The organism is Brevibacillus ginsengisoli (genome assembly GCF_050113715.1).
GTDB classification, from domain to species: Bacteria; Bacillota; Bacilli; order Brevibacillales; family Brevibacillaceae; genus Brevibacillus_H; species Brevibacillus_H ginsengisoli.
In genome coordinates, this window is sequence record NZ_JBNJQR010000010.1 from 1 (window position 1) to 24,263 (window position 24,263).

Here is a 24,263-nt window from a genome sequence, read left to right on the forward strand (position 1 = left end):
CGGTGTGGAAGTGCGGTAACGCATGGAGCTGACGAATACTAATCGGTCGAGGACTTATCCACGTTTTAATCTCTTAGCATATCGAGTGTATCCAGTTTTCAGGGAATAATACAATGAAGCTCATGAAACTATCTTCTCTAGATAGCTTTCATGAGTTTTTTGTTTAGTAGATAAAACGATGAACATGTTGAAACAATGAACCACCCAGACTGAGGCTAAGTTTTCCAATTGGAATAGGCTAGAGAAATAGATAGAATATTAGAATGTAAAAGCATCATGAAGTCAAAAAGAAAAGAGGCAGCGCAATTGTTACGATCAGAGCTAGAAATTAACCAGTTGCTAGAGAATGAGAAGATATATGAAGGTGATTATATTGCTCCGAGTAAGGAGATTCTTTACGATGCCTTGGTCGCTGTTGCCATGGGAAAGAATCTGTTATTAAAAGGTGGTACCGGCAGCGGAAAAACCAAATTAGTAGAGTATATCGCTAAGCTGCTAAACAAAAGCCTTCAATCAATCAATTGCTCCGTTGACCTGGATTCGGAAGCGTTACTCGGGTTTAAGACCTTAACCCATGAAGAAGACAAGGCACATATTCAATTTATCGATGGACCTGTTATTCAGTCGATGAAGAACGGAAACTTCCTGTATATCGACGAATTGAATGTAGCCAAACCGGATGTGCTTTCAATCGTAAATGGGGTGTTGGATTATAGAAGGTCTATAACGAATCCATTTACAGCCGAGGTGATCACAGCGAAGGAAGGGTTTTCTGTGATTGCCGCGATGAATGTAGGGTACGTCGGAACGACACCGCTTAACGAGGCATTAAAAAACCGCTTTGTTGTAGTGGAAGTTCCTTACGTGCAAGGAGATCAACTAAAACGCCTGCTGGAGAATCAATCGCAATTAAAAGACGAGAAGTTGCTTCAATCCTTTGTTCAACTCTCCGCTGATTTTATTCGGATGGTCAAAACCGGACAGGTTTCAGAAGAAGTGGCTTCCATCCGGGGGTTGCTGGATGCCTGCGACCTAAGTTGTTATATGCCGCCTCTTCGTGCCGTTACCCGTGCGATCGTTGATAAATTGGATGACCAGCGAGAAAAAGACGTCGTAAAAAACATTGCCGAAACGGTGTTTGGGGTGTAGGATATGGAGCCCTTTTTCTCATTTCTTGAGACCAACCTCGATTGGATGGACTTGATGCAGCTAACCGATATCGCAAAGGTTTTAGCCGAAGATCAAGACGCGATTGTAGAATTCGATCTATACGCTCGGATCGAGAAACATGAGCACAAGTTTTATGTCAGCCGATTTTGGGATTTTTTTGACGAGGAATCAAAAAGCCTGGGCCGGAAGAGCGACGTCTATTTGAGAAGCTTCGGGAATATTCATTTTAGTGATTTATCGGTCTTTTCCTCGTTTTTGGATGCTGCCACACGTTATCGGAATCCCAAATTCGCGAAGCAGCTATTCTGCTTGTTGGAAGATTTGCGGATCGAAAAGAATTGCCTTGATCTACGGCCGGGAATGATTCGAGCTTTTACCAAAAGAAAAGAGCTGTATCAAAAAAACTTTCTGCAAAAGTTACGCTCTTCGATTAGCCATGATTATGATTTGGATAAGCTGTTTTATCGTATTTACCTCCATGCTACTAAGGCGGAACCGTTTGATTCAGCCATAACCTCCGAATCTAGAATGAGTGTAACACTTGCCAAAATCACCGAGACCGAAAGCACCCAAGATGTGATGTCCCTCTGCCAGGAGATAATGGCAGTGGTCGATCAACAGTATACAAAAGATTGCCAAGAACAGTTTTTTGGGATCTCTTCACAGACTGTCTCTTCCATCACTTTTGACGATCTTTGCCGAAAAGATGAAGTAATATCAACCGGAAAAAAGGATCAGGAAAACGACCAAAACAAAGCGGCGGAAGAAAAAATGATGACCTGGCATCAGGATACGGAAACCTCTGAACAATCGCTGCTTCAATTTGACGTGGAGGAAGGAACCAACACAGATGTTGTAGGGGATGACGTTCGAATGTCTGACGCCAACGATCAGGTATTCGCGTCGATACAGGGAAATTCTGTGCAAACCAACAAACGAAGTTACGATATTCAGAATCTGCTCGAAAAGAAAATGTCTCTGGAAAACACGGACGAAGATCGGCAAGCCGCTGAATATAAAGGGCCGGTTGCCATTCATCTGGACCCGTTCGCGCCTAATTACAAGGAATGGGGGAAGTATCAGGAGATTGCGCTATCGCTAGCCCATCACCAAATGGCATTAGTGAGAACACTGGAGAAGTACATCGAACATCAGCGCAACGAGCATCGATCCAATTTGCTAAAAGGAAGGCTGGGTAAAAAGCTGATTCCGTTGGTAACGGATGAAAATCCAAGACCTTTTATCAAGCGGCAGCAGGAGTCCAAGCAAAAAGATGCCGTATTTTCACTTCTCATTGACTGTTCTTCCTCTATGTCGACAAAGATGGACAAGGTCCAGAAAGCCGCCATCCTGTTTCATGAAACGCTTCAGGCACTCATGATTCCCCATAATGTCATCGGGTTTTGGGAGGAGTCATCCGCACTGAAGAAAGGGGTATCTAACAACTATTTTCAGCCCGTGATCACGTATGACAACTGTGACAAGCGATTGGTCGGCTGTACGATTCTTCAGATGGAGCCACAGGAGGATAATCGTGACGGTTTTGCGATTCGTGAAGGCTGTGCGATGCTTAGAAGCCGCCGGGAAAAGCAAAAATTCCTGTTGGTCTTCTCAGATGGAGAGCCCTCAGCCGCAAACTATGGCGAGGATGGTGTACTTGATACGTATAAAGCCGTGGCGGAAGCCCGAAAGCACGGGATCAATGTGATTGGCTTGTACCTGTCGAATAAGGAGTTAAATGATAAGGACTTTGCCATGATGAAAATGCTATACGGCAATTTCTATGTAGCTTTGCACGATATGGAGTATCTTGCGGAATCAGTGGCGACACTTTTAGGGAAATTACTGGTTACGTAGAAAGCGGAACGCACTGAGCTTTCTACGTAATCGGTCCTCATGCTACTCGTTTCCTTATGAAATGAAAGTAAGTAAAGAATAATAATAAGTTCTAAAATCGCTTTACAGAGGTTAGAATTCCCAAGTAAAATAAGGGTATAAATCAGCGGTTAATGATTGTTCAATTTGGTAGTAGTCTTCACATCATATTTTTTTGCCTTCAATACTTACCTACTAGTAAGTAAGAAAAATACTTAAAAATGATAGGAACGGTGATTCTCATGAATAAAATGAAAATGTTAATGGCTGGTGCTGTATTAGCAGGTTCTCTTTCCGTTAGCTCAGCAGCTTTTGCTGAAGTTGATCGTTCAACAGAGGTATACTTCGGACATTCCATGCACGAAGCAGCCAACACTATTACAACTCCTGCCGCTACTACTGAAGTGAAACCAGTAGATAACCAAACTGCTACAACTACTAAAGACGAAGTGAAACCAGTTGTAAAATCCGAGCAACCGTACACTTACACGTTGAATGGCCCTACTGACGCCAACGAGAAGTAATTTCTAATTTCATCTTTTTGTGATGTGGAGACTGCGAGACTAGTCCGTCAGTTCCAAGTTGAACGTATCACATACCGTAGTGGTCAGTCCCTATATGGGCTGACCTTTATTTATTCTTGACACTTACCTACTAGTCAATTAAGATAGCGGCATGGAAAGTCGTAAATCACAAATCGTTGACCTGACACTAAGACTGATACAGAAAAAAGGGTATGTCGCGTTTAGTTATGATGACTTGGCCAAGCAGTTGGGAGTCACCAAGGCAAGTATCCATTACCACTTTGAGAAAAAGGAGGACCTCGGACTTGCTGTATGCGAACAACTGCAGCACATCCTGTACAATTCATTTCAAACCATTGATCAGCTTCCGACAATAGAAGAGAAGTTTAACCGTTATATCGAAGGCAGACTTTCATGGTTACAGGAAAATGAAATATGTGCGATTACTTCCCTGCAATCCGATTTTCAGTCTCTACCACTAAGTCTTCAAGAGCGGCTAAAAGAACTCAGCCAAATGGAGTTGACTTTTCTATCAAAGATGCTGTCTGAGGCGAAGACGGAAGGGAAAATCCATCATTTTGAGAAATTGGATGAATTGGCGGTCACCATTATTTGTTGTTTAAAGGGAGCCTTCCAATATGATCGCGTGTTGGGGAATGGGTTCGTAACAATTGTGAAGAATCAGTTAGAACGATTATTGAGATAGGATTGACATTACTCAAAAGAACGATTAGATTTAGTATTAAATTACATAGTTTATGGGAATGTTACCATTAGGGCATAACCTGATCTGAATTGCATGCACTTGCTGCGTGCTTAATTTGGCTCAGGTTTTTTATTTGATAAATCGCAGAGGGAAGTTATTGATCGATGGTTCACGATAAAAAGGAGGGTGTATAATGTCAAATTACCAATTTCCAAAGGATTTCTTGTGGGGTGGAGCAATTGCCGCCAATCAAGCGGAAGGAGCCTATTTAGAAGATGGCAAGGGATTAACAATTGTCGATTTATTACCGTCCGGCCAAATGAGACGGAGTATGATGAAGGGGGCCGTTCCAGCTCTAACTCCTCTAGAGGGTCAGTTTTATCCTTCCCATGAAGCGATCGACTTCTATCACCGTTATCAAGAGGACATTGCCTTGTTTGCCGAGATGGGTTTCAAGGCCCTTCGTGTATCAATTGCTTGGGCGCGTATTTTTCCTACCGGAGAAGATGAGAAGCCAAACGAAGCGGGCTTGAAGTTTTATGACGATCTTTTTGATGAATTGATCTCAAAGGGGATTCAGCCAGTCGTTACGCTTGCGCATTTTGATGTACCTGTCCACTTGGTTGAAAAGTACGGCAGCTGGAGAAACCGCAAGCTTGTTTATCTATTTGAAACATACGTCAAAACAGTCTTTACCCGTTATCAAGAAAAAGTGAAATATTGGATGACATTTAACGAAATTAATATGCTTCTTCATTTGCCGTTCTTAGGTGCGGGACTTGTTTTTGAAGATGGAGAGATTAATAAACAAATTCAATATCAAGCGGCGCATCATCAGCTTGTCGCGAGTGCGTTAGCTGTAAAAGCCTGTCATGAAATCATTCCGGACGCGAGAATTGGTTGTATGCTGGCTGCCGGCACATTTTATCCTTATACGTGTAATCCTGAAGACGTTTTCAAGGCGATGGAAAAGGACCGTGAAACATACCTTTTCATTGATGTGCAGTCGCGCGGAGAATATCCGCCATATGCGAATCGCTTTTTTACAGAGCATCAGGTGAAGATTGAGATGGAGCCCGAAGATGAAGCAATTCTGAAGGATCATCCGGTAGATTTTATTGGCTTTAGCTACTATTCAAGTCGTACAATAAGTACTGACCCGGAAGTCATGAGAAATATGACAAGTGGCAACGTATTTGGTTCAGTCCCAAACCCTTATGCGACCAAATCAGAATGGGGATGGACAATTGACCCGAAAGGCTTGCGGATCACAGCAAACCAGCTCTATGACCGCTATCAAAAACCGTTGTTTATCGTTGAAAACGGCCTCGGCGCAGTCGATGAGGTAACGCCTGAAGGGCAAATCAACGACGATTACCGAATCGAGTACTTGAAACAGCATATCGCCGAGATGGGAGAAGCGATTCAAGATGGTGTCGAGCTTATTGGCTTCACAAGCTGGGGGCCGATAGACATAGTCAGTGCCTCCACAGGCGAAATGAAAAAACGCTATGGTTACATCTACGTGGATCGAGATGATGAAGGAAGAGGAACGTTCAAAAGAATCAAAAAGAAGAGCTTTCATTGGTATAAAAACGTGATTATGTCTAACGGAGAAAATTTGGACAGCTGATAAAGATCTCCTATGTCAAGGAAGGAGAAGAACATGAAGATAGCAAAGGTTATTAACAATAATGTCATCAGTGTTTTACAGGAAGATGGTACGGAGCTTGTGATCATGGGAAGAGGCATCGCTTTTCAGAAAAAATCAGGAGAAGAAGTAGACCAAGAGAAAATCGAAAAAGTGTTTGCCTTGAAAAATAAACAAACCTCCGACAATTTTAAATTGCTTCTTCGTGAATTTCCAATGGATTTGATGGTGGTTGTTGAGGATATTATTCAGTACTCCAAAAATAGTTTAGGGAAAAAATTAAACGAAAACATCTATGTTTCTTTAGCCGATCATATGAATTACGCGATGGAACGGCATCGCAAAGGGATCGAAATCAAAAATGCGCTATTGTGGGAAACCAAACAGCTTTATAAAGAAGAGTTTTCTGTTGGTTTGAAAGCCTTGGAACAAATCAAGATGAAGTTTAATATTGCCCTGCCCGAAGATGAGGCAGGCTTTATTGCCATTCACATTATTAACGCGGAAATGAATGAAGAAATTTCAAACACAATGAGCATTACGAAATTCATCCAAAAAATCATTACGATTGTGAAGTATCACTTCAATGTGGAATTTGAAGAGGATTCGTTAAGCTATTATCGCATGATTACTCATTTACGATTTTTCGCTCAGCGTGTTTTTCAAGGAAAGCATTATGAAAACAATGACGATTTTCTTTATATTATGATCAAGCAAAAACATAAAGAAGCGGCCAAATGTACCGAAAAAATCAAAGAATATATTAAAAAAGAATATAATCATACCCTTACCAATGAGGAAATGCTGTATCTAACGATTCACATCGAACGAGTAGTCAACACATAATCGTTGACAAAACGCAAAGTTTTATTATGATAGAATTATAGAACTGAAAACGCTTTACTAGAAATTAGGATTGTTACTGGTTACGCAGGCAAAACCTAAGTCGTGGAAAATGTAGGACTTTTTTAAGTCTACTATTTTCTAAGGCTTAGGTTTTTTATTTGCCCAATAATAAAAAACGGAGGTGCATGTCATGAACTACGAGAAGTTGGCAAGAGAAATTGTAGACTCAGTAGGTGGAGAGGAGAATGTTCAATCACTTGTTCACTGCGCGACACGATTACGCTTTGTGTTAAAGGACGCAACCAAAGCAAACAAAGGAAAATTGGAAAATACCCAAGGAGTTATCACTGTTAAAGAAAGCGGGGGACAATTCCAGGTTGTGATCGGGAATACCGTTCCTGAGGTATATAGCGCAATCGGGAAAATATCGAATATTTTAAGTGATTCGAATAAAAAAGGCCCTTCCAAGGAAGAGAAAAAAGGGAATATCTTAGGCCGGATTGTTGATGTGGTTTCCAGTATTTTTGCTCCGCTGCTTGGTACAATGGCCGGAGCGGGGATATTAAAAGGATTGCTGTTAATCGCACTGAATGTTGGCTGGCTACAAAAAACGGAAACTAGCTATACCATCTTATCGGCAGCGGCGGATAGTTTGTTTTATTTCCTGCCAGTACTGTTAGCGGTAACAACGGCTAGAAAATTTGAAGGAAACATATTTACTGCAGTAACAATTGCAGGAGCATTGTTATACCCTTCCATTGTAGCTCTAAAGACAGAACATGTAGCCACAACCTTCTTTGGAATCCCTGTAACGATGATGAGCTACTCATCTACTGTTATTCCGATTATCTTATCAGTCATTGTCATGAGTAAGCTTGAAAAAGTATGTAATCGTTTGATTCATGAAAGTGTAAAGAACTTCGTAACGCCTTTGATATCGCTTGTTGTCATGGTGCCCCTCACACTCATTGTATTTGGACCGCTTGGAGTCAACGCAGGTAACGGCATCGCAAGCGCAATCATTGCTGTATTCAATTTTAGTCCATTAATCGCGGGCGCCATTTTAGGTGCTAGCTGGCAGATACTCGTTATCTTTGGTGTCCACTGGGGATTGGTTCCTGTATTTATCAATAACATTGCAGTATTCGGAAGAGATGGCATTAAGCCAGCGGCAGCAGCCTCCGTATTCGCTCAAACTGGTGCCGCATTTGGGGTAATGCTGAAAACGAAAAACAAAAAGTTGAAATCATTGGCGGGATCATCTGCGCTTACTGCACTATTTGGAATTACAGAACCAGCTGTATACGGGGTAACACTCCCATTGAAACGTCCATTTATTTCCGGTATTATCGGTGGTGCTGTTGGTGGAGCGATCATTGCTCAAGCGGGCACTCAAGCGTTTGCGTCCGGTGCACCTGGTTTGTTGACACTTCCTATTTTCTATGGTCCTGGTGGTCAAGGTTTTACAGGTCTACTCATTGGTATCTCAGCAGCATTTGTGGTTTCTGCTGTACTCACTTACATTTTAGGATTTGAGGACCCAGTAGATGAGGATGAAGCCGATAAAACGACGACAGATACAAAAGTAAAGTCGGATGAAGAAGTAGTAAGCCCGATGGAAGGGGCGGTAATTCCGCTAGCGAACGTTTCAGACTCAACATTCTCCTCAGAAGCAATGGGGAAAGGAATCGCGATCGAACCGACTGCGGGAAGAGTTGTGTCACCTGTGAATGGAACCGTGACCGTCGCTTTCAAAACCAAGCATGCGATTGGACTTGTATCCGATCGTGGAGCGGAAATCTTGATTCATGTCGGCATCGATACCGTTCAATTAGAGGGTAAGTACTTCACTTCTCATGTCAATCAAGGTGACCAAGTAAAGGTTGGCGACCTTCTGGTAGAGTTTGATATCGCTAAAATCAAAGAAGCGGGTTATGAAGTAGTAACTCCTATCATTGTAACCAATACATCCAATTACACGAAGATTACACCAACCTCACAGAAGAGCGTAAACGAACGGGAAGCATTGTTAAGCCTTAGCATCTAAATTAGTAAGAAGTTGAACATTGTGAACAAAAAATGGTTTCAGCAATTTGCCGAAACCATTTTTTGTTGGTAGATATATAATAGCGGTGGATGTTCTAACAGATGATAAGAAATGGGGGATATTATTGAACAGATGGGAGTGGAGTCAGGAGGAAAATACGATTGAAGTAATCGATTTGCACTTGCGCAATACCGCAAGAAGTTTAGTCAAATTGGAAACCGTTGAAGAAGCCCTGCAATTTTTATTAGAGTCTTTTTGGTTTGAGTTTGGCTGTGACTATGTTTCGATTGTTCAAAAAGTAGAAGATGTTCTGAGTAATAAAACAAGTAGAGGAGAAGCGCAAAGCTATGAGAAGAAGCTTCCCTTTTCATGTTCGTCCTGTGTGGAATGCTGTTTATCCAAACCGCAATGTTCGATGGACGGAATCGAGGAATGGAAGCATTGCAATTTTCTAAGAGAATTTGAGAATGAAGGATTTGTTACCTGGTTTACCTTCCCGATTAAAGAAAGCGATTCTAGGAATTTTGATGTCTGTGTTGTTGGCTATCGGAAGGAAGTTCCCTTGAATGTTAAGGCGTACAAGTCATTTAGGGAATTTGGCAAGGATTTCGCCATCTTGATTGAAACGGTTCAAAATAAAGAGACAGAAAAGCAGAAATTGAAAGCCGAATTGGAAGATAAGGATCGGTTGAAAAAGCGAATCGTCCACTTTAAAGAATTAGTCACGCAAACACTGGTAGGCGACGATTACTTTGAGATTACCAAAACCCTCTCTCATTTGATTGGAAGGACCGTCATTTTATTTGATCGGTTCCTGCATCCAATCTCCAGTTTCTACATAGGAGAAAGCAACGAGGAGCTAGAGAAGATCGTAAGTCAACTGGATACGAACAGATGGAATTTGGTGAATACGCCTGATCGAGAACTTTGGCTTCAAGATGGGGAAGATAATCATTTTGGCATATGGAAGGTCATTTGCGGCAACGAGTTATTTGGTTATTTGGGCGTGATAGCAAATCCCTCAGACTTTGATCTCGAAATGAGAATGACACTGAATTACGCCTTGGATGTTTACGCCATTCAGTTCAAGAAGCAAAAACTGGTGGTCGACGCAAAAGAACAGGCCAAAGACGGTTTTATCCATCAGCTATTCCAGGAAAAGATCGAAAACAAAGAAAACATGATAGGCTATGCCAATTTGTTCAACCTCAATCTATTTCAACCCAATCGAATTGGGGTATTTGCTATCGAATGTAAACAGAGCGAGCAGGATTCGCAATCCACAAAGTTCAGAATGGGTTGGATTTGGGAACAAATCAGAACAAAATTACAATTATTTAATCGCAATATTATCGTAACGCAAAAAGAAGGACGTTATGTTCTGATCGTGCCGGATCAAAAAGAACACGAGAGTAACCTTTATTGGACACAGATATATAACCAGATAAGAGATGCCGTTTCACAGACTCTGCCAGGAATTGATGTTTTTTTAGGGATAAGCTCTAGCACCAAGTCTATGGAGGATTTTCACGTAGGTTATCGCCAAGCCCTTCAAGCTCTAAAAATTCTAAGAAACCGTTTCTCGAACAAAAAAATCCAAAACTTTGACAATCTTGGTGCTTTTTCGGTATTATTTGATCTTAAAGAGAGTTTTGCAACAAATTTATTTATCAAGAAATATTTGGATCCTTTATTGAACTATGGAAACGAAAAGGGAAAAGATCTGTTTGATACATTGCGGGTTTATTTAACCATGAACGGGAATTTGAAGGAAACGGCAGAATATCTTTTCATTCATCGAAGTTCATTGAAGTATCGATTGGAGAAGATCACCGATTTGTTACAAATCGAGCTCGATGATCCGGAAGAACGGTTCAATCTCATGTTAGCATTTAAGCTATATGATTTGTTCGAACAAAAAAACGTTGACCATGAATGAAAAAGACTTCATTTTTTCTCCATGATGTACATATTTCTCTACCTTCTGTTTCTAAAGAATTTGTCCTGAAGACATCCAACAGTAAACACGCCAGGGAAGGTGATTGTATGAAACTAAAAAAGACTCTAAAAGTCACTCTTGCATCTCTCTTAATCAGTTCAGTTTTCTCAGGATTCGCCCTTGCTGCACCCAATGGACCAACTCCCAACTCTATCAGTAACAAAGCAGATGTCATTTTGCAAAATGGGACCGTTTACACGATTGATCAAAAACGAGATGTTGCCCAAGCCATCGCGATCAAAGATGGAAAGATTGTATATGTTGGCACGAACCAAGGAGTAAAGCCTTATCAAAACTCCAAGACCAAAGTGGTTAATCTCGAAGGAAAAATGGTTCTGCCTGGTTTTATTGACAGCCACTCGCATATAACCTCAACCGTTGAAACACTCTTTGCCGTGGATTTGATTGAACAACATTCACGGGAGGAATATCTATCTACAATTAAGGGATTTATGCAAAAGAACCCTAATATTAAAGGCTTGAAGGGATTTGGATGGGTAAATCCTGTCTTCCCTGGAAAGGGTCCGAAAAAAGAGGATCTTGACCAAATCGTGAAAGATATACCTGTTGTTTTAACTTCAGGAGACCATCACTCGGTGTGGGTGAACTCTAAAGCCCTTGAAATGGCCGGTATCACCAAGGACACAAAGAATCCAGAGGGCGGCGTAATTGAGCGGGATGACGTTACGGGGGAACCTACTGGTACACTTCGTGAGACCGCTCAGGATCTGGTTCAAGCTGTTGTTCCTGATTACACTGAAGAAGAGTATAGGGAAGGAATTCTAGCATACGAGCAAATGGCGGCAGAAAAAGGAGTTACTTCTGTCCATTACGCTTTGGCTGTTCCAGGTAGTAACGCCCTGAAGGCACTTAAAGCTCTTGAAAAAGAAAACAAGCTTCATCTTAAATATCGTGTTTCCTTGGCGACTGATCCTGCCAAGGGTCCTTCTCAAGTAAAAGCGTTGGTAGAAGCGCGCGAGAAACTAAATGGACCATCCGTTCAGGTCAACTCGGTGAAGGTATTTATGGACGGGGTAATCGAAGGCGCTACGGCTGCAATGATTGATCCGTATACCGATAATCACAATGCCAAACCATTGTGGGACCCTCAAGTCTTTAACGAGACCGCCGCAGCATTGGACAAAGCAGGTTTTGCCCTGCATGTTCATTCTATCGGAGATGCAGCTACCAAGGAAACCCTGGATGGTTTGCAATATGCGCAAGATAAGAATGGAAAAAGAGATTCCCGCCATCAGATGACTCACCTGCAAATCGTTCAGCCAAGTGATTTCAAGCGTTTTAAAGATTTGGGTGTAATCGCTGTTCTTAATCCATACTGGTTCATGAAAGAGCCTGGCTATTATGACAAAATTGAAGAGGCTTATCTGGGAAAAGAAAGAGCGAGCCATGAGTATCCAATGCAAAGTTTTCTCAAAAACGGTGTGAAAGTGGCCTCCGCTAGTGACTTCCCGGTTACGTATGAGTTTAATCCGGTGTACGGAATACAAGTAGGTGTCACCAGAGAGGCTTTGGGAAATACCGATCCTAAGGGAATATTGGGACCAGATGAAAAAGCATCGGTTGATGATTTGATTGCTAGCTTCACGATTAACGGAGCGTATGCGAGCTTTACAGATAAGATCACCGGGTCGATTGAAAAAGGGAAGGCAGCAGATATTGTTGTGCTTGATCAGAATCTCTTCAAAATCCCTGCAACACAAATTGGCCACACAAAAGTATTAATGACAATGGCAGCAGGACAAGAAACTTTCCGCGATGCGACGTTAAAATAAAGAACAAAAAATAACCCCGAATAACGTAAAAGCGCCACGATCAATGATCTGGCGCTTTTTTGCAACGACATTCACCTTCGCATTTTTGGAGATATGTTCACCGTGGATGAAAAAGAGTTCATTTTTCCTCCATTATGGACATATTTGAGGCCAGTTCTATTCTATAAAATTCATTCTGAAGAAAGCGAATGAGTATGTACTCCAGGAAGGTGATTGTATGAAACTGAAAAAGATGATTAATCTTAGTATCGCAACACTCTTATTAAGTTCAGTTTTCACAGGATTTGCTCAGGCCGCACCTAATCAAACGATTGTCGACGGTAAAAAGGCAGATGTTATTTTGCAAAATGGGACCGTTTACACCGTGGACCAAAAGCGAGATTATGCAGAAGCCATCGCGATCAAAGATGGAAAAATTGTGTATGTTGGCACGAACCAGGGAGTAAAACCTTATCAGAATTCAAAGACCAAAGTGGTTAACCTCGAAGGAAAAATGGTTCTGCCTGGTTTTATTGATGGTCACTCCCATGTAACTGCAGCCGTTGAAGCAATCTTCGCCGTGAATTTGGTTGAAGAAGAATCACGGGAGGGTTATCTAAATAAAATTAAGGAATTTGTTCAGAAGAACCCTGATCTTAAAGGAGTGACGGGATTTGGATGGGTAAATCCTGTCTTCCCTGGTAAAGGTCCGAAAAAAGAGGATCTTGACCAAATCGTGAAAGATATACCTGTTGTTTTAACCTCAGGAGACCATCACTCGGTATGGGTGAACTCTAAAGCTCTTGAAATGGCCGGTATCACCAAAGATACGAAGAGTCCAGAGGGCGGCGTAATTGAGCGGGATGCCGTTACTGGAGAACCTTCAGGTACACTTCGTGAGACAGCGCAAGACCTGGTTAAAGGGGTTGTTCCTGATTACACTGTGGAACAGTACAAGGAAGGGATCTTAGCCTACGAGAAAATGGCAGCAGAAAAAGGAGTTACTTCCGTTCACCTTGCGTTAGCTGTTCCAGGTAGTAACGCCCTTAATGCACTCAAAGCTCTTGAAAAAGAAAACAAGCTTCAACTCAAATATCGTGTTTCTTTGGCGACTGATCCTACCCAAGGTCCGGCTCAAGTAAAAACCTTGGTTGAAGAACGAGACAAATTAAATGATGGACCATCCGTCAAGGTAAACTCGGTGAAGGTATTTATGGATGGTGTAATCGAGGGTGGAACTGCTGCAATGATTGAGCCATTTACCGATAACCACATTGCCAAACCGCAATGGGACCCTCAAGTCTTTAACGAGACTGCCGCAGCATTGGATAAAGCAGGTTTTGCCTTGCATGTTCATTCTGTCGGAGATGCAGCTACCAAGGAAACTTTGGATGGTTTGCAATATGCCCAAGAGAAGAATGGCAAAAGAGATTCCCGCCATCAGATGACTCACCTGCAAGTCGTTCAACCAAGTGATTACAAGCGTTTTAAAGATTTGGGTGTAGTCGCTGTTCTTAACCCATACTGGTTCATGAAATCCCCAGGCTATTACGATAAAATTGAAGTGGCGTATCTGGGAGAAGAAAGAGCGAGTCATGAGTACCCTTGGCAGAGTTTTATCAAAAACGGAGTAAAAGTGGCCTCTGCTAGTGACTTCCCAATTACGTGGGATTTTGATCCATTATACGGAATACAATTTGGTGCCACCAGAGAGATGCCGGGAAATACCGATCCTAATTTAGTACTTGGACCTGAAGAAAAAGCATCGGTTGAGGATTTGATTGCTAGCTTCACAATTAACAATGCGTATGCTAACTTTACAGATAAGATCACTGGATCGATTGAACAAGGGAAGACAGCAGATCTTGTTGTGCTTGACCACAATATCCTCAAAATCCCCGCAACAGAAATTATGAATACAAAAGTAGTAATGACGATGGCAGGTGGAAAAGAAACTTTCCACGATGCGACGGGAAAATAAACAAAAAAAAAAGCAACCCTAAATAATGTAAAAGCGCCATGATCAAATGATCTGGCGCTTTTTACTATAATTACCAAGACACTGACTTTGAAATAAATCCTTTCAGCGGATTTCCTTTATAATCCACAGTGGATACAAAGTAGAAGTTTCCATTCTCCCCAACGACATTCACCTTTGCATTTTTGGAGAATACTCCACGCACTTTTCCTTTATCACTCGGGATATTAAATAGATAACCCTTTTCACCCCGAACGGTAACCTGTTTCGCGGCAATGACTTTATACTGTGTGAGCAGATTTTTGGAGACATATCCATAAGAACCATCAGCAAAGCTTAGATAGGACCACCCTTCATAGTAGCTGCCTTGATCATAGGCAAGGGAACCATAATCCATATACCCTTTCTCGTAAACTTCCACAGCTTGTGGCTCAGAGTAAACCGTGGCATTATCTACCGCCACAATTGGTACGATGACAACGGCTGGTTTGGCAGGTTTTTTGTAGTTGGATTTGGTTTGGCCGCTTGAAGATCCTCCTGAAGAACTGCCAGATCCTCCACCGTTATGATAGTGGTATTGTCCGTAGGATAGCCCCCATTTTTCGCAGTTGGTCCGACAGGTATGACCACCATTTGAATCAGTTCTTCCAGGGTGTGCCGAAACAACGGAAGTGGTAAAAAGCAACGATAATCCAATCAGTGCTAACCAAAACTTCCTCATTAGATCATTACCTTTCTTATTTATAATGTGTGACTGAAAATTCCAAGCTGACAAAATAATTATACAAGAATTTTGCCGGCTTCCGTCATATTCCATGTACATTTTTTGAGACTGTTTAAAGATTAATGATCGCAAACAGACCATTTTTTGCACAACTGGTTGAGATGGATTCGGTCTAACTGCTGAATTCTAGCTGGTGTATAGTGAAATTGTAAATAGTTCTAAAAGGTGGCCACCATGTTAGACAAAAGATCAAATCAGTTGTTGCAGTTATTGTTGCAATCTCATCAATACGTATCGATTAAAGAACTGATGGATAAATTCAGGGTTTCCAGACGGTCGGTTTATTACGACATCGAGGAAATCAACTATTGGCTCAAGCAAATTGGGCTGCGGGAAGTTCAGTATATGTACGCCAAAGGGTTTTATCTGGATGAAACAAGCAAGCAACGGATTCGGCAGGAGTGGAAGAGAGCCGAGCCGGATGCCTTGGTGCTTCGTTCAGATGAGCGACAGATGTATCTTCTGCTCTTTTTGTTGGGTTCAAGCGAGCGAATTACCACAACCGAGTGTATCAGGCGAACTGGTTTAAGCCGCAACACGATTCTTATGGACATTAAACAACTCCGCGAAGAGATCCAATTGTATGGACTCAAGCTGCCTTATTCCCGAGTAGAAGGTTATACGATTGACGGGCATGAGTTGAACATCCGCAAGTTGCTGAGTCAGTATATTCCGGCACTGCTTCATAACGGACACGAACCCTTGTTGAACGGATTATTTCTACATCGAGGAGATGGTCGATCTATCCCGGAGTTGATCCGTCAATGGCTTGCTGTTTGTGAACAGTCGTTGGAGCTGCAATTCGCGGAAGACTACGGGAATCAATTGCGGTATCTGCTTGCGTTCTTTGTAAAACGAATCCTGGAGGGTCGGTTGGTTTCTTTTTTGCCTGAACAGACAGGGCCAATCACCGCAACCAAGCAGTATGAGATGGTGGCAGAGCTTGAGAGAGAACTCCATATCGAATTGCCTCAAGACGAAAAATGCTACATGGCCATGATGCTCCTAAGCGCCAAAGTAAACAAAATTGATGTGCCTACGGAGCAAAATGACATGCTTTTTTTAAAGCAAGCCATCCACAAAATGATTCAATTATTCGAGGTATATGCCTGTGTCGTGTTTGACCAACCAGAAGAGCTGGAGCGGAATCTATTCATCCATCTGAAGCCTGCTTACTATCGTTTTATCTATAATATTGAGCTTGCGAATCCGTTAACTGAGATGATTCAGGAGCAATACCGGGATATTTATGAACTGACCAAGAAAAGTATTGCGCCACTTGAAGAAGTAGTGGGCAAGCCCATCAGGGATGCGGAAATCTCCTATCTGACGCTGCATTTTGGCGGATGGATGCGCAAGCAAGGCATCATGCCGATTACACAGAAACGCGTCCTGCTTGTCTGTGCCAATGGTGTAGGGACTTCCCGGCTGTTGGTTCAGCAATTGGAAGGATTGTTCACCAATATTGATTTACTCGGCCCGATCACGTTGAGGGAATATGAGCAATTTCATGGAGAAGTGGAAATTGTCATCTCCACGGCGAAGATTATCAATCCTCGTCATCGGATTATCCTGGTGCAGCCTATCCTGACTGATCAGGACAGGGTACATCTGTTGAATGAGATTGAAACAATGCCAAGAGCTTCGTACACCAACACTACGGCTCAAACGATCGTGAATATCGTGAAGAAGCACGCCCGAATAGAGGATGAAGTCCTACTACTAGAAGAGATTAGACAAGCACTGCAACAATCCAAGCATTCTCTTGGAAGGGGGTACAAACCAGTGTTGAAGGAACTGTTAACGGATGAATATATCCAACTGCAAGATGAAGTCACCAATTGGCAGGAAGCGATTCGCTTAGCTGCTTTGCCTCTCGTTAAAAACCACTTGGTTACAGAAACGTATATCGAGGCGATGATTCACAATGTACAGGAGAATGGACCTTATGTGGTCATCGCTCCTAGGATTGCCTTGCCTCATGCGAGACCGGAACAAGGCGTGAACCGTGTGGGGATGGGATTCCTTCGGTTGAAGAAACCCGTCGCTTTCTCGGATCAACCTCAACATCAGGCACAGCTCATTATTGTTCTGGCTGCGGTAGATAACGAAACGCATCTGAAAGCCTTGTCACAGCTCTCCATGATGCTCTCGGAAGACGACAATGCGGATCGACTAATTGAAGCCGACGATAAAGAAGTGATCAAGCAGTATATTGCCAAATATTCAAATCAGCAGGGGGAATAAAAGATGAAAAAGATCTTGGTTGTGTGCGGAAATGGATTAGGCAGCAGCTTCATTGTGGAAATGAACGTGAAGAAAATCTTGAATGAATTAGGGATTGAAGCTGAGGTATCTCATACCGATTTGGCGACAAGCAAAACCGAGCATGCGGATATCTATCTTGGTTCGAAGGATATTGTCGGTCAATTGGAGGATGGCAAGCGCTATGTCATCGGATTGCAAAATATCCTCAGCCAACCGGAAATCAAAGAAGTTCTGCAAGGCTACTTTAAATCCTAAAAAGAATTTGGCGGATCCATAATTTTTCAGGCTTGAATCTCCAAGTTTTCTTTATGAAGGGATGATCAGGGTATGATTGATTTAATTATGAAGGATATTTTAGGGACGCCCGCGATACTCGTTGGACTGTTCGCCCTAGTAGGCTTGTTGCTTCAGAAGAAAGGTGTAGCGGAAGTGGTTTCTGGCACCTTGAAAACCATCATGGGCTTTCTGATTTTAGGGGCTGGTGCTACGATTTTGATCGGGGCATTGGGTTCCTTTGGCAAGATGTTTGATAAAGCGTTTGCGGTTCAAGGGGTTATTCCGAATAATGAAGCCATTGTTGCTCTCGCCCAAAAATCTTTCGGTGCGGAAACTGCTATGATCATGTTATTTGGGATGGTCGTGAATATCCTCTTAGCTAGATTCACTCGCTTCAAATATATTTTCTTAACCGGACATCACACCATGTTTATGGCCTGCATGATCGCCGTTATCTTGTCTACTGGCGGTGTGAAAGGAGTTTCGCTCGTCGTTATCGGTTCGATTATTCTTGGGTCATTGATGGTTTTATCTCCAGCCATGCTTCAACCGTTCATGAGAAAAATTACAGGCTCTAATGATATTGCAATGGGTCACTTTGGATCATTCGGGTATTTGGTTTCCGGCTTAATCGGAAAATGGATCGGGAATCCGGAAAAATCCACGGAAGATATTAAAGTACCGAAATCTTTGGGCTTTTTGCGAGATACTTCTGTTTCTGTCTCCATTACCATGACCATTCTGTTTCTGGTCGTCGCTATTGCCGCTGGACCTGGATTTGTCGAACAGGATTTGAGCAGTGGTCAAAACTACATCGTGTATTCCATTTTACAAGCGATTACCTTTGCGGCTGGTGTCTATATCGTGCTTGCGGGTGTGCGGATCTTGCTCGCTGAAATCATTCCGGCATTCAAAGGGATTGCGGATAAAGCAGTTCCGAATGCGATTCCTGCCCTGGACTGTCCGACCGTTTTCCCATTTGCGTCTAACGCGGTTGTGATTGGATTTTTCGCCAGTTTCGTAGCAGGCCTTATCTCCATGTTCTTGCTTCCAGTTTTTGGTCTCAAAGTCATCGTGCCTGGACTGGTTCCACACTTTTTCACAGGAGCGGCAGCGGGTGTGTTCGGTAACGCGACAGGCGGACGTCGTGGGGCTGTTATCGGTTCATTCGCCAATGGTCTCTTGATTAGCTTCTTGCCAGCCTTGTTGTTGCCAGTCCTTGGTTCCCTTGGCTTTGAAGGTACCACATTCGGGGATGCGGACTTTGGTGTAGTGGGGATCCTTTTAGGCAAAATCATGTCGATCTTTCAGTAATGGATAGAATAAACGCTCGTTGTAAATAACTGTAACGTCAAAGCCTAGGGTCTATTATGGACTGTAGGCTTTTCTTTCGTATAGGGCGTCACAGATGATGAATTCGAAATGGATGGGATGGATGAGGATGACGGTGAAGGTGAAGGCAATTGCGCTGGATATGGATGGAACGATGCTTAATGAGGATAACCAGGTGAATGACAGCCTGAGCGATTATTTGCTTGAATTAAGACGAAGAGGTTTGTTGGTATTTATCGCAACGGGAAGAACGCTATGGGAAGTGAAGGAAATTTTACCTGATGGCTTGCAAGTAGATGGAGTGGTGACGGCTAACGGGATGGGGGTGTTTGCGGGTGAACAGCAGCTTGTTCAGCATTCGCTTGCTCCGCAATTGATTGAAGAGCTGATCGGGAGAGCTCGTAGCAAACAGATCTATTATGAAGTGCATCCCGCAGATGGAGGACCCATCGCACTCAGAGAAGATGAAGCGTACTTTCCTTCACATGTCATTTCTCCACGGCCTGAATCAGTGGGAGAGAGCGAATGGATGTCACGCTTGCAGGCGATACGTGAAGAAATCAATTGGTGCGACTCGCTTGCAGGCCATAAGGTCGCCAAAATTTATTTCTTTAGCAGGGATCAGGAACAGATAACAGAGTGGAGGCGGGAATTGTCTGTTCTCCAACAGCAAAGCGACTTCGCTATGTTTCCTTCTTCTGATCATAATGTGGAGATCATGGTCGCCAATGTCTCCAAAGCGACTGGCGTCCAGTATTTGCTCCAATACTTTGGGCTAGAGCCAGCTGATGTCCTCGCGGTGGGAGATAGCGAGAATGACTTGCCGTTGTTTCAATTCGCGGGGCATGCTGTTGCGATGCGCAATGCTCCAGATCGGGTCAAACATCAAGCGGATGACGTAACCGAGTTTACTAATCAAGAAGATGGCTTAACTCGCTATCTGGTTCAAAAGTTTGGCCGGTAGCACCCTACCCCGCATGGCCTCTTTACAGACCGCCCATATACAGGTACCTTTAAAATGAGGATGAATTTCGATGATTGTCATCATCATGATGAAGAGAGAAGGAATGATGAATGCGCGTGCTTGTAATTGTATCTGTTGAAGCCGAGAAGGACGCCGTGTTGCGTGGGCTTGACGGTGACGACAGATTTGACGTGCGGGTAGGCGGAGTAGGGATTGCGGCAGCCGCAGCCAGTACGGCAACAGCCTTGGCAAGGGCTGAGTACGATCTGGTGGTGAGTATGGGAATTGGTGGAGGCTTCGTCGACCGAGCGGAAGTAGGTTCACTCGTGGTTGCAAACGAGATCGTGGCAGCCGACCTTGGCGCGCAGACCCCGGAAGGCTTTTGCAGCTTGGACGAGCTTGGCTTCGGCTCTATTCGTGTTCCGCTTGACCAACAGCTGGTGACTAAGGTCGCTTTGGCAATGCGAGACAGAGGACTTCCCGTCACTACTGGCTCCGTGCTTACAGTATCGACGGTAACAGGTACGGCTGCAACGGCATCGGAACTCGCCGGACGTGTCCCGGGGGCAACCGTCGAGGCTATGGAGGGGTATGGAGTTGCGACAGCCGCACACCAGTTTGGGGTGCCAGTCCTTGAAATCCGCTCCATCTCCAACCCGGTTGGGCCGCGCGATCGTTCCGCGTGGCGAATCCCGGAAGCGTTGCAACGTCTGGAAGCGGCTGGTTCAGTATTACTGGAGGTGTTACGATGAAGATTGCTTTTTCGCCTTGTCCGAACGACACATTTATTTTTCACGCCTGGGTTCATGGACTGGTCTCTGGTGCGCCAGAACTTGACGTGACGTATGCGGATATTGATATTACCAACAATCTCGCCATTAATGGTAATGGACCTGAAGTCATGAAGATTTCTTATGCGTCACTTCCTTGGGTTCTGTCCGAATACGCCCTGTTACCGTGTGGCGGTGCGCTGGGTCGAGGCTGTGGCCCATTGGTGCTTTCGAATGGAAAAGCATCTGGAATAACCGATGCGGCTTCACTATCCGGCCGTCGTGTGGCGGTACCGAGTGAACGTTCTACAGCTTACCTGCTGTTCAGACTCTGGGCAGCTCAGCATGTCCCGGGTGGTGTCGGGGAGATTGTGGTGATGCCATTCCATGAAATCATGCCTGCGGTACGTGACGGCAAGATTGACGCGGGTCTGGTAATCCATGAAGCTCGATTCACCTATCAGAACTTTGGGCTATCGCTCTTAGCAGACATGGGGAACTGGTGGGAATCGGATACTGGCTTGCCAATCCCGCTTGGCGCGATTATCGCCCGTCGCTCACTCGATCTGGAGGCGCTCGCCGGGTGGATTCGCTCGTCCGTTGAATACGGGTGGGCTAATCCCGAGGCTTCGCAGGAGTACGTCATGTGCCATGCGCAAGAGCTTTCAACGGATGTAGCCAAAGCGCACATCGATCTCTACGTGAACAAGTTCTCGGCCAATTTGGGTGAGGACGGATATGCTGCGGTGGAGGCCCTGCTTACCCGAGCGGCAAAGGAAGGACTTGTTCCTGAATTTGATTTGTCGTTGCTGCGGTAGAGCGTGCTCCAAACCAATAGATTAGCTGAACTGCTTAAGCCCCTTGTGTTTAAATCAAGGGGCTTTTTTAACCTTATTACGTGAGAGGAGCACTTATCTAGGCTTTAACCGAATAATCTTGTCATCCCCCGGCCGAACAGTTCCCCGCCCATCCCGATTATTGGTCAGCAGATAAAGCGAACCGTCGGGACCCTCCACGACATCGCGCAGTCTTCCGAATTGATTCCGATAGAACGCTTCAACCTTCTGGACAGCAGGTTCTTTACCGGGGACAAATTGAATTCTGAGAACTTGTTCACCCCGCAGGTTGGCTACCAACAGTTGACCTGCCCACGGGCCTTGCGTGACAAAGGACATGCCAGAAGGTGCCCAAGTCGTCTCATGGCTGTGAATCAGCGGAGTTTTCATTCCGGCACGTTGCTCATCTCCTTGGATCAGTGGCCACCCGTAATTCGCCCCAGGTTCAATTACATTGATCTCATCGTGCGCTACTGCTCCATGCTCGGAGCTGTACAGAATGCCAGTTGCTGGACTCCACGCGAGCCCCTGCGAATTCCGGTGTCCATAGCTGTAGATGGGTGAATGGGGGAACGGGTTATCGGCGGGAATGGTCCCGTCCAGGTTAATTCGCAAGATTTTGCCTGCCAGACTGCTCAGATTTTGGGCGAGGGCAGGTGTCTGGGCATCTCCTGTGGTAATATACAACCGCTGATCAGGCCCGATCTTCAATCTGCCTCCGTTATGGAACACATTTCCCGGGATTCGTTCGAGCAACACCCGGTCGATTGATGCTTGATTATTCTTTTCGCGAAGACGGAGTACGCGATTGTAGAGCAGACCTTGCTCCTCATAAGTATGGTAAACATAGAGATAATGATTTTGCGCAAATGCGGGGTCAAGGACGAGCCCTAACAATCCGCCTTCACCTCTGGCGATGAACGGAGCCGTAAATCGGATCATGGGTTGAGGCAACAAGCTGCCGTTCTGAATAACCCGAATCGTTCCAGGCCGTTCGGTAAAAAAGACGCGACCATCCGGTGAGAAAACCATTTCCCAAGGGATGTCTAAATGATCGGCGAATACCTCGGGCGTATAGGGAATCGTTTGATTCTGGGTCCCTGAAACTGGATTGGCTTGGCAACCTCCCATGAGCAGGGTAGCGAATAAAAGAACCGTTATCCACGCTTGATACATCACGAGCTACCTCCATATTCTCAAGTAACCTACGCATTCAGTATCGCCAAGACGGCAGTTCTCAACTCCATCCCTAGCCATTCCGATTACCTAATCGCTCACTCCAGACTATCAAGTGGCACACGATAAACAAAAAAGAGATTCCCATTAACCGGGGATCTCCTATTGTTTGGCAAGATATGCGATTAAAAATACGCCATTCATCAGAACGACATACAAAACAATCTGAACAATGTACAGAAAGGCGACCTCTTTGAACTTCCTTGCGAACGGCAAACAGACTAAAGCGCCGATGACAAGCTCTAAGAGTGGAAGCCATACGATTATGGATTTCATTCGTTTCCCTCAAGTATTCCAAGTTGTGTACCTCTTATTATAAAACAGATTCTACATAAAAGGTTAGCTTAATTCGGAACAATAAGTGGCAGTAAGATAAAAACCCTGCCACTAGGAAATAGAAGCAGGGTGAAATATGTTACTTTTATTTTTTCGCGGGAGGAGTACATACCCCGTCTATGCATGCCGCATCGATTGAATCATTGTTTGACGCGTGCAAAATGGTCAACGGCTGATGTTCGTCCCAGGCTTTTTGAAGGGTTTCCAGGAACGCTTCCACAGGTTGTGCGCCAGAGATGGCATATTTGCGGTCGACGACAAAGAACGGAACTCCTCGGATGCCAAGCTCAGCTGCTTGGGCCTCATCAGCGCGGACATTTTCCGCATATTCTTCTGTGTTCAGGATACCAGCCGCTTCATTAGGGTCTAGACCAGCTTCAGCGGCCAAAGCTGTCAGCGTTTCATGGTCACTCAAGTGCTTCGAGTCGGTAAAATACCCCTTCAGAAGCAACTCGGTCATCTCACGAGCTTTGCCTTTGGTGGCGGCATATTGGGCCAGGCGGTGCGCATCGAACGTATTGGTGAGAATTGTGGTATCAAACTGAAAATCAAGACCAACCGCTTTTGCCTGCAGGGCGATATTCTGATTCATTTCGAGGGCCTGTTGGCGGGTCATGCCGTACTTCGATGAAACCATATCGTGCACGTCATAGTCGACATCACGCGCCGCATATGGATCAAGCTCAAAACTGCGGTAGACTACCTCAATCGCTTCTTTGTGAGGGAATTGCTCCAATGCAGCCTCGAAGCGTCGTTTGCCAATATAGCAGAATGGGCAAGCAAAATCAGACCAGATTTCAACTTTCATCTATCATAACCTCCTGAGATTAAGTGTTTTTTTATGCTGACTTTTTTAAAGTAACTTACATTATTATAATCATTATAGTTTCAGC

Annotated in this window: 20 protein-coding genes; 16 read left to right on the forward strand and 4 right to left on the reverse strand. The window is 44.1% G+C overall.

The genetic code is table 11. From position 1 onward, the window contains the following. Nucleotides 1-276: 276 nt before the first annotated feature. The 10 genes from ACQCN2_RS18850 to ACQCN2_RS18895 all read left to right on the forward strand — a co-directional run bounded on the left by ACQCN2_RS18850 (nt 277) and on the right by ACQCN2_RS18895 (nt 14,571). The gene (locus ACQCN2_RS18850) at nt 277-1,149 is read left to right on the forward strand and encodes an AAA family ATPase (RefSeq protein WP_426930497.1); all 873 of its coding nucleotides are present in this window, start codon (nt 277-279) and stop codon (nt 1,147-1,149) included. A gap of 3 nt (nt 1,150-1,152) precedes the next feature. Next, nucleotides 1,153-3,027 (forward strand): vWA domain-containing protein, encoded by a 1,875-nt coding sequence (locus tag ACQCN2_RS18855; RefSeq protein ID WP_426930498.1) that lies wholly within the window; start codon nt 1,153-1,155, stop codon nt 3,025-3,027. A gap of 260 nt (nt 3,028-3,287) precedes the next feature. After that, nucleotides 3,288-3,569, forward strand: a complete 282-nt coding sequence (locus ACQCN2_RS18860; RefSeq protein ID WP_426930499.1) for a hypothetical protein — start codon at nt 3,288-3,290, stop codon at nt 3,567-3,569. Between the two features lie 151 nt (nt 3,570-3,720). After that, nucleotides 3,721-4,275 carry a TetR/AcrR family transcriptional regulator gene (locus ACQCN2_RS18865; protein ID WP_426930500.1) on the forward strand — a complete coding sequence of 185 codons (555 nt, stop codon included), beginning with the start codon at nt 3,721-3,723 and terminating at the stop codon, nt 4,273-4,275. A gap of 193 nt (nt 4,276-4,468) precedes the next feature. Continuing rightward, nucleotides 4,469-5,908: a 6-phospho-beta-glucosidase gene (locus tag ACQCN2_RS18870; protein ID WP_426930501.1), complete on the forward strand. Its 1,440-nt coding sequence runs from the start codon at nt 4,469-4,471 to the stop codon at nt 5,906-5,908. A 33-nt stretch (nt 5,909-5,941) separates the two neighbouring features. After that, complete coding sequence (licT, locus tag ACQCN2_RS18875; RefSeq protein WP_426930502.1) at nt 5,942-6,772, forward strand: BglG family transcription antiterminator LicT; 831 nt, start codon at nt 5,942-5,944, stop codon at nt 6,770-6,772. Between the two features lie 190 nt (nt 6,773-6,962). Continuing rightward, the gene (locus ACQCN2_RS18880) at nt 6,963-8,819 is read left to right on the forward strand and encodes a beta-glucoside-specific PTS transporter subunit IIABC (protein WP_426930503.1); all 1,857 of its coding nucleotides are present in this window, start codon (nt 6,963-6,965) and stop codon (nt 8,817-8,819) included. Between the two features lie 124 nt (nt 8,820-8,943). Continuing rightward, nucleotides 8,944-10,758: a PucR family transcriptional regulator gene (locus ACQCN2_RS18885; protein ID WP_426930504.1), complete on the forward strand. Its 1,815-nt coding sequence runs from the start codon at nt 8,944-8,946 to the stop codon at nt 10,756-10,758. A 107-nt stretch (nt 10,759-10,865) separates the two neighbouring features. Continuing rightward, a complete protein-coding gene (locus ACQCN2_RS18890; RefSeq protein WP_426930505.1) occupies nt 10,866-12,611 on the forward strand; it encodes an amidohydrolase in 1,746 nt (581 codons plus the stop codon). A gap of 217 nt (nt 12,612-12,828) precedes the next feature. Beyond that, a complete protein-coding gene (locus tag ACQCN2_RS18895) occupies nt 12,829-14,571 on the forward strand; it encodes an amidohydrolase (RefSeq protein ID WP_426930506.1) in 1,743 nt (580 codons plus the stop codon). A 70-nt stretch (nt 14,572-14,641) separates the two neighbouring features. Here ACQCN2_RS18895 and ACQCN2_RS18900 read toward each other — a convergent pair whose 3' ends face one another. Beyond that, the gene (locus ACQCN2_RS18900; RefSeq protein ID WP_426930507.1) at nt 14,642-15,289 is read right to left on the reverse strand and encodes a YHYH domain-containing protein; all 648 of its coding nucleotides are present in this window, start codon (nt 15,287-15,289) and stop codon (nt 14,642-14,644) included. Between the two features lie 237 nt (nt 15,290-15,526). On the opposite strand from ACQCN2_RS18900, the gene ACQCN2_RS18905 reads away from it, so the two are divergent. The 6 genes from ACQCN2_RS18905 to ACQCN2_RS18930 all read left to right on the forward strand — a co-directional run bounded on the left by ACQCN2_RS18905 (nt 15,527) and on the right by ACQCN2_RS18930 (nt 21,780). Next, entirely contained in the window at nt 15,527-17,599 is a 2,073-nt protein-coding gene (locus tag ACQCN2_RS18905) for a BglG family transcription antiterminator (protein WP_426930508.1), read from the forward strand. A gap of 3 nt (nt 17,600-17,602) precedes the next feature. Continuing rightward, nucleotides 17,603-17,875: a PTS sugar transporter subunit IIB gene (locus tag ACQCN2_RS18910; protein WP_426930509.1), complete on the forward strand. Its 273-nt coding sequence runs from the start codon at nt 17,603-17,605 to the stop codon at nt 17,873-17,875. A gap of 72 nt (nt 17,876-17,947) precedes the next feature. Next, a complete protein-coding gene (gene ulaA / locus ACQCN2_RS18915) occupies nt 17,948-19,210 on the forward strand; it encodes a PTS ascorbate transporter subunit IIC (RefSeq protein ID WP_426930510.1) in 1,263 nt (420 codons plus the stop codon). Nucleotides 19,211-19,304: 94 nt separating this feature from the next. Next, entirely contained in the window at nt 19,305-20,192 is an 888-nt protein-coding gene (locus tag ACQCN2_RS18920; protein WP_426930511.1) for an HAD family hydrolase, read from the forward strand. A gap of 110 nt (nt 20,193-20,302) precedes the next feature. After that, nucleotides 20,303-20,944 (forward strand): futalosine hydrolase, encoded by a 642-nt coding sequence (locus ACQCN2_RS18925; protein WP_426930512.1) that lies wholly within the window; start codon nt 20,303-20,305, stop codon nt 20,942-20,944. Continuing rightward, the gene (locus tag ACQCN2_RS18930) at nt 20,941-21,780 is read left to right on the forward strand and encodes a 1,4-dihydroxy-6-naphtoate synthase (RefSeq protein ID WP_426930513.1); all 840 of its coding nucleotides are present in this window, start codon (nt 20,941-20,943) and stop codon (nt 21,778-21,780) included. The genes ACQCN2_RS18925 and ACQCN2_RS18930 overlap by 4 nt, the downstream gene beginning before the upstream one ends. A 93-nt stretch (nt 21,781-21,873) precedes the next feature. Here ACQCN2_RS18930 and ACQCN2_RS18935 read toward each other — a convergent pair whose 3' ends face one another. The 3 genes from ACQCN2_RS18935 to ACQCN2_RS18945 all read right to left on the reverse strand — a co-directional run bounded on the left by ACQCN2_RS18935 (nt 21,874) and on the right by ACQCN2_RS18945 (nt 24,178). Continuing rightward, nucleotides 21,874-22,974 (reverse strand): PQQ-dependent sugar dehydrogenase, encoded by a 1,101-nt coding sequence (locus tag ACQCN2_RS18935; protein WP_426930514.1) that lies wholly within the window; start codon nt 22,972-22,974, stop codon nt 21,874-21,876. 162 nt (nt 22,975-23,136) lie between these two features. Next, nucleotides 23,137-23,310 carry a hypothetical protein gene (locus ACQCN2_RS18940; RefSeq protein ID WP_426930515.1) on the reverse strand — a complete coding sequence of 58 codons (174 nt, stop codon included), beginning with the start codon at nt 23,308-23,310 and terminating at the stop codon, nt 23,137-23,139. Nucleotides 23,311-23,455: 145 nt separating this feature from the next. Beyond that, nucleotides 23,456-24,178 carry a DsbA family oxidoreductase gene (locus ACQCN2_RS18945; protein WP_426930516.1) on the reverse strand — a complete coding sequence of 241 codons (723 nt, stop codon included), beginning with the start codon at nt 24,176-24,178 and terminating at the stop codon, nt 23,456-23,458. Between the last annotated feature and the right edge of the window lie 85 nt (nt 24,179-24,263).

What these genes read in the sequence shown, in the direction of transcription:
- ACQCN2_RS18850 (WP_426930497.1), top strand. Translation starts at nt 277, where the DNA reads ATGAAGTCAAAAAGAAAAGAGGCAGCGCAATTGTTACGATCAGAGCTA.
- ACQCN2_RS18855 (WP_426930498.1), top strand. Translation starts at nt 1,153, where the DNA reads ATGGAGCCCTTTTTCTCATTTCTTGAGACCAACCTCGATTGGATGGAC.
- ACQCN2_RS18860 (WP_426930499.1), top strand. Translation starts at nt 3,288, where the DNA reads ATGAATAAAATGAAAATGTTAATGGCTGGTGCTGTATTAGCAGGTTCT.
- ACQCN2_RS18865 (WP_426930500.1), top strand. Translation starts at nt 3,721, where the DNA reads ATGGAAAGTCGTAAATCACAAATCGTTGACCTGACACTAAGACTGATA.
- ACQCN2_RS18870 (WP_426930501.1), top strand. Translation starts at nt 4,469, where the DNA reads ATGTCAAATTACCAATTTCCAAAGGATTTCTTGTGGGGTGGAGCAATT.
- licT (WP_426930502.1), top strand. Translation starts at nt 5,942, where the DNA reads ATGAAGATAGCAAAGGTTATTAACAATAATGTCATCAGTGTTTTACAG.
- ACQCN2_RS18880 (WP_426930503.1), top strand. Translation starts at nt 6,963, where the DNA reads ATGAACTACGAGAAGTTGGCAAGAGAAATTGTAGACTCAGTAGGTGGA.
- ACQCN2_RS18890 (WP_426930505.1), top strand. Translation starts at nt 10,866, where the DNA reads ATGAAACTAAAAAAGACTCTAAAAGTCACTCTTGCATCTCTCTTAATC.
- ACQCN2_RS18895 (WP_426930506.1), top strand. Translation starts at nt 12,829, where the DNA reads ATGAAACTGAAAAAGATGATTAATCTTAGTATCGCAACACTCTTATTA.
- ACQCN2_RS18900 (WP_426930507.1), bottom strand. Translation starts at nt 15,289, where the DNA reads ATGAGGAAGTTTTGGTTAGCACTGATTGGATTATCGTTGCTTTTTACC.
- ACQCN2_RS18905 (WP_426930508.1), top strand. Translation starts at nt 15,527, where the DNA reads ATGTTAGACAAAAGATCAAATCAGTTGTTGCAGTTATTGTTGCAATCT.
- ACQCN2_RS18910 (WP_426930509.1), top strand. Translation starts at nt 17,603, where the DNA reads ATGAAAAAGATCTTGGTTGTGTGCGGAAATGGATTAGGCAGCAGCTTC.
- ulaA (WP_426930510.1), top strand. Translation starts at nt 17,948, where the DNA reads ATGATTGATTTAATTATGAAGGATATTTTAGGGACGCCCGCGATACTC.
- ACQCN2_RS18920 (WP_426930511.1), top strand. Translation starts at nt 19,305, where the DNA reads ATGATGAATTCGAAATGGATGGGATGGATGAGGATGACGGTGAAGGTG.
- ACQCN2_RS18925 (WP_426930512.1), top strand. Translation starts at nt 20,303, where the DNA reads ATGCGCGTGCTTGTAATTGTATCTGTTGAAGCCGAGAAGGACGCCGTG.
- ACQCN2_RS18930 (WP_426930513.1), top strand. Translation starts at nt 20,941, where the DNA reads ATGAAGATTGCTTTTTCGCCTTGTCCGAACGACACATTTATTTTTCAC.
- ACQCN2_RS18935 (WP_426930514.1), bottom strand. Translation starts at nt 22,974, where the DNA reads ATGTATCAAGCGTGGATAACGGTTCTTTTATTCGCTACCCTGCTCATG.
- ACQCN2_RS18940 (WP_426930515.1), bottom strand. Translation starts at nt 23,310, where the DNA reads ATGAAATCCATAATCGTATGGCTTCCACTCTTAGAGCTTGTCATCGGC.
- ACQCN2_RS18945 (WP_426930516.1), bottom strand. Translation starts at nt 24,178, where the DNA reads ATGAAAGTTGAAATCTGGTCTGATTTTGCTTGCCCATTCTGCTATATT.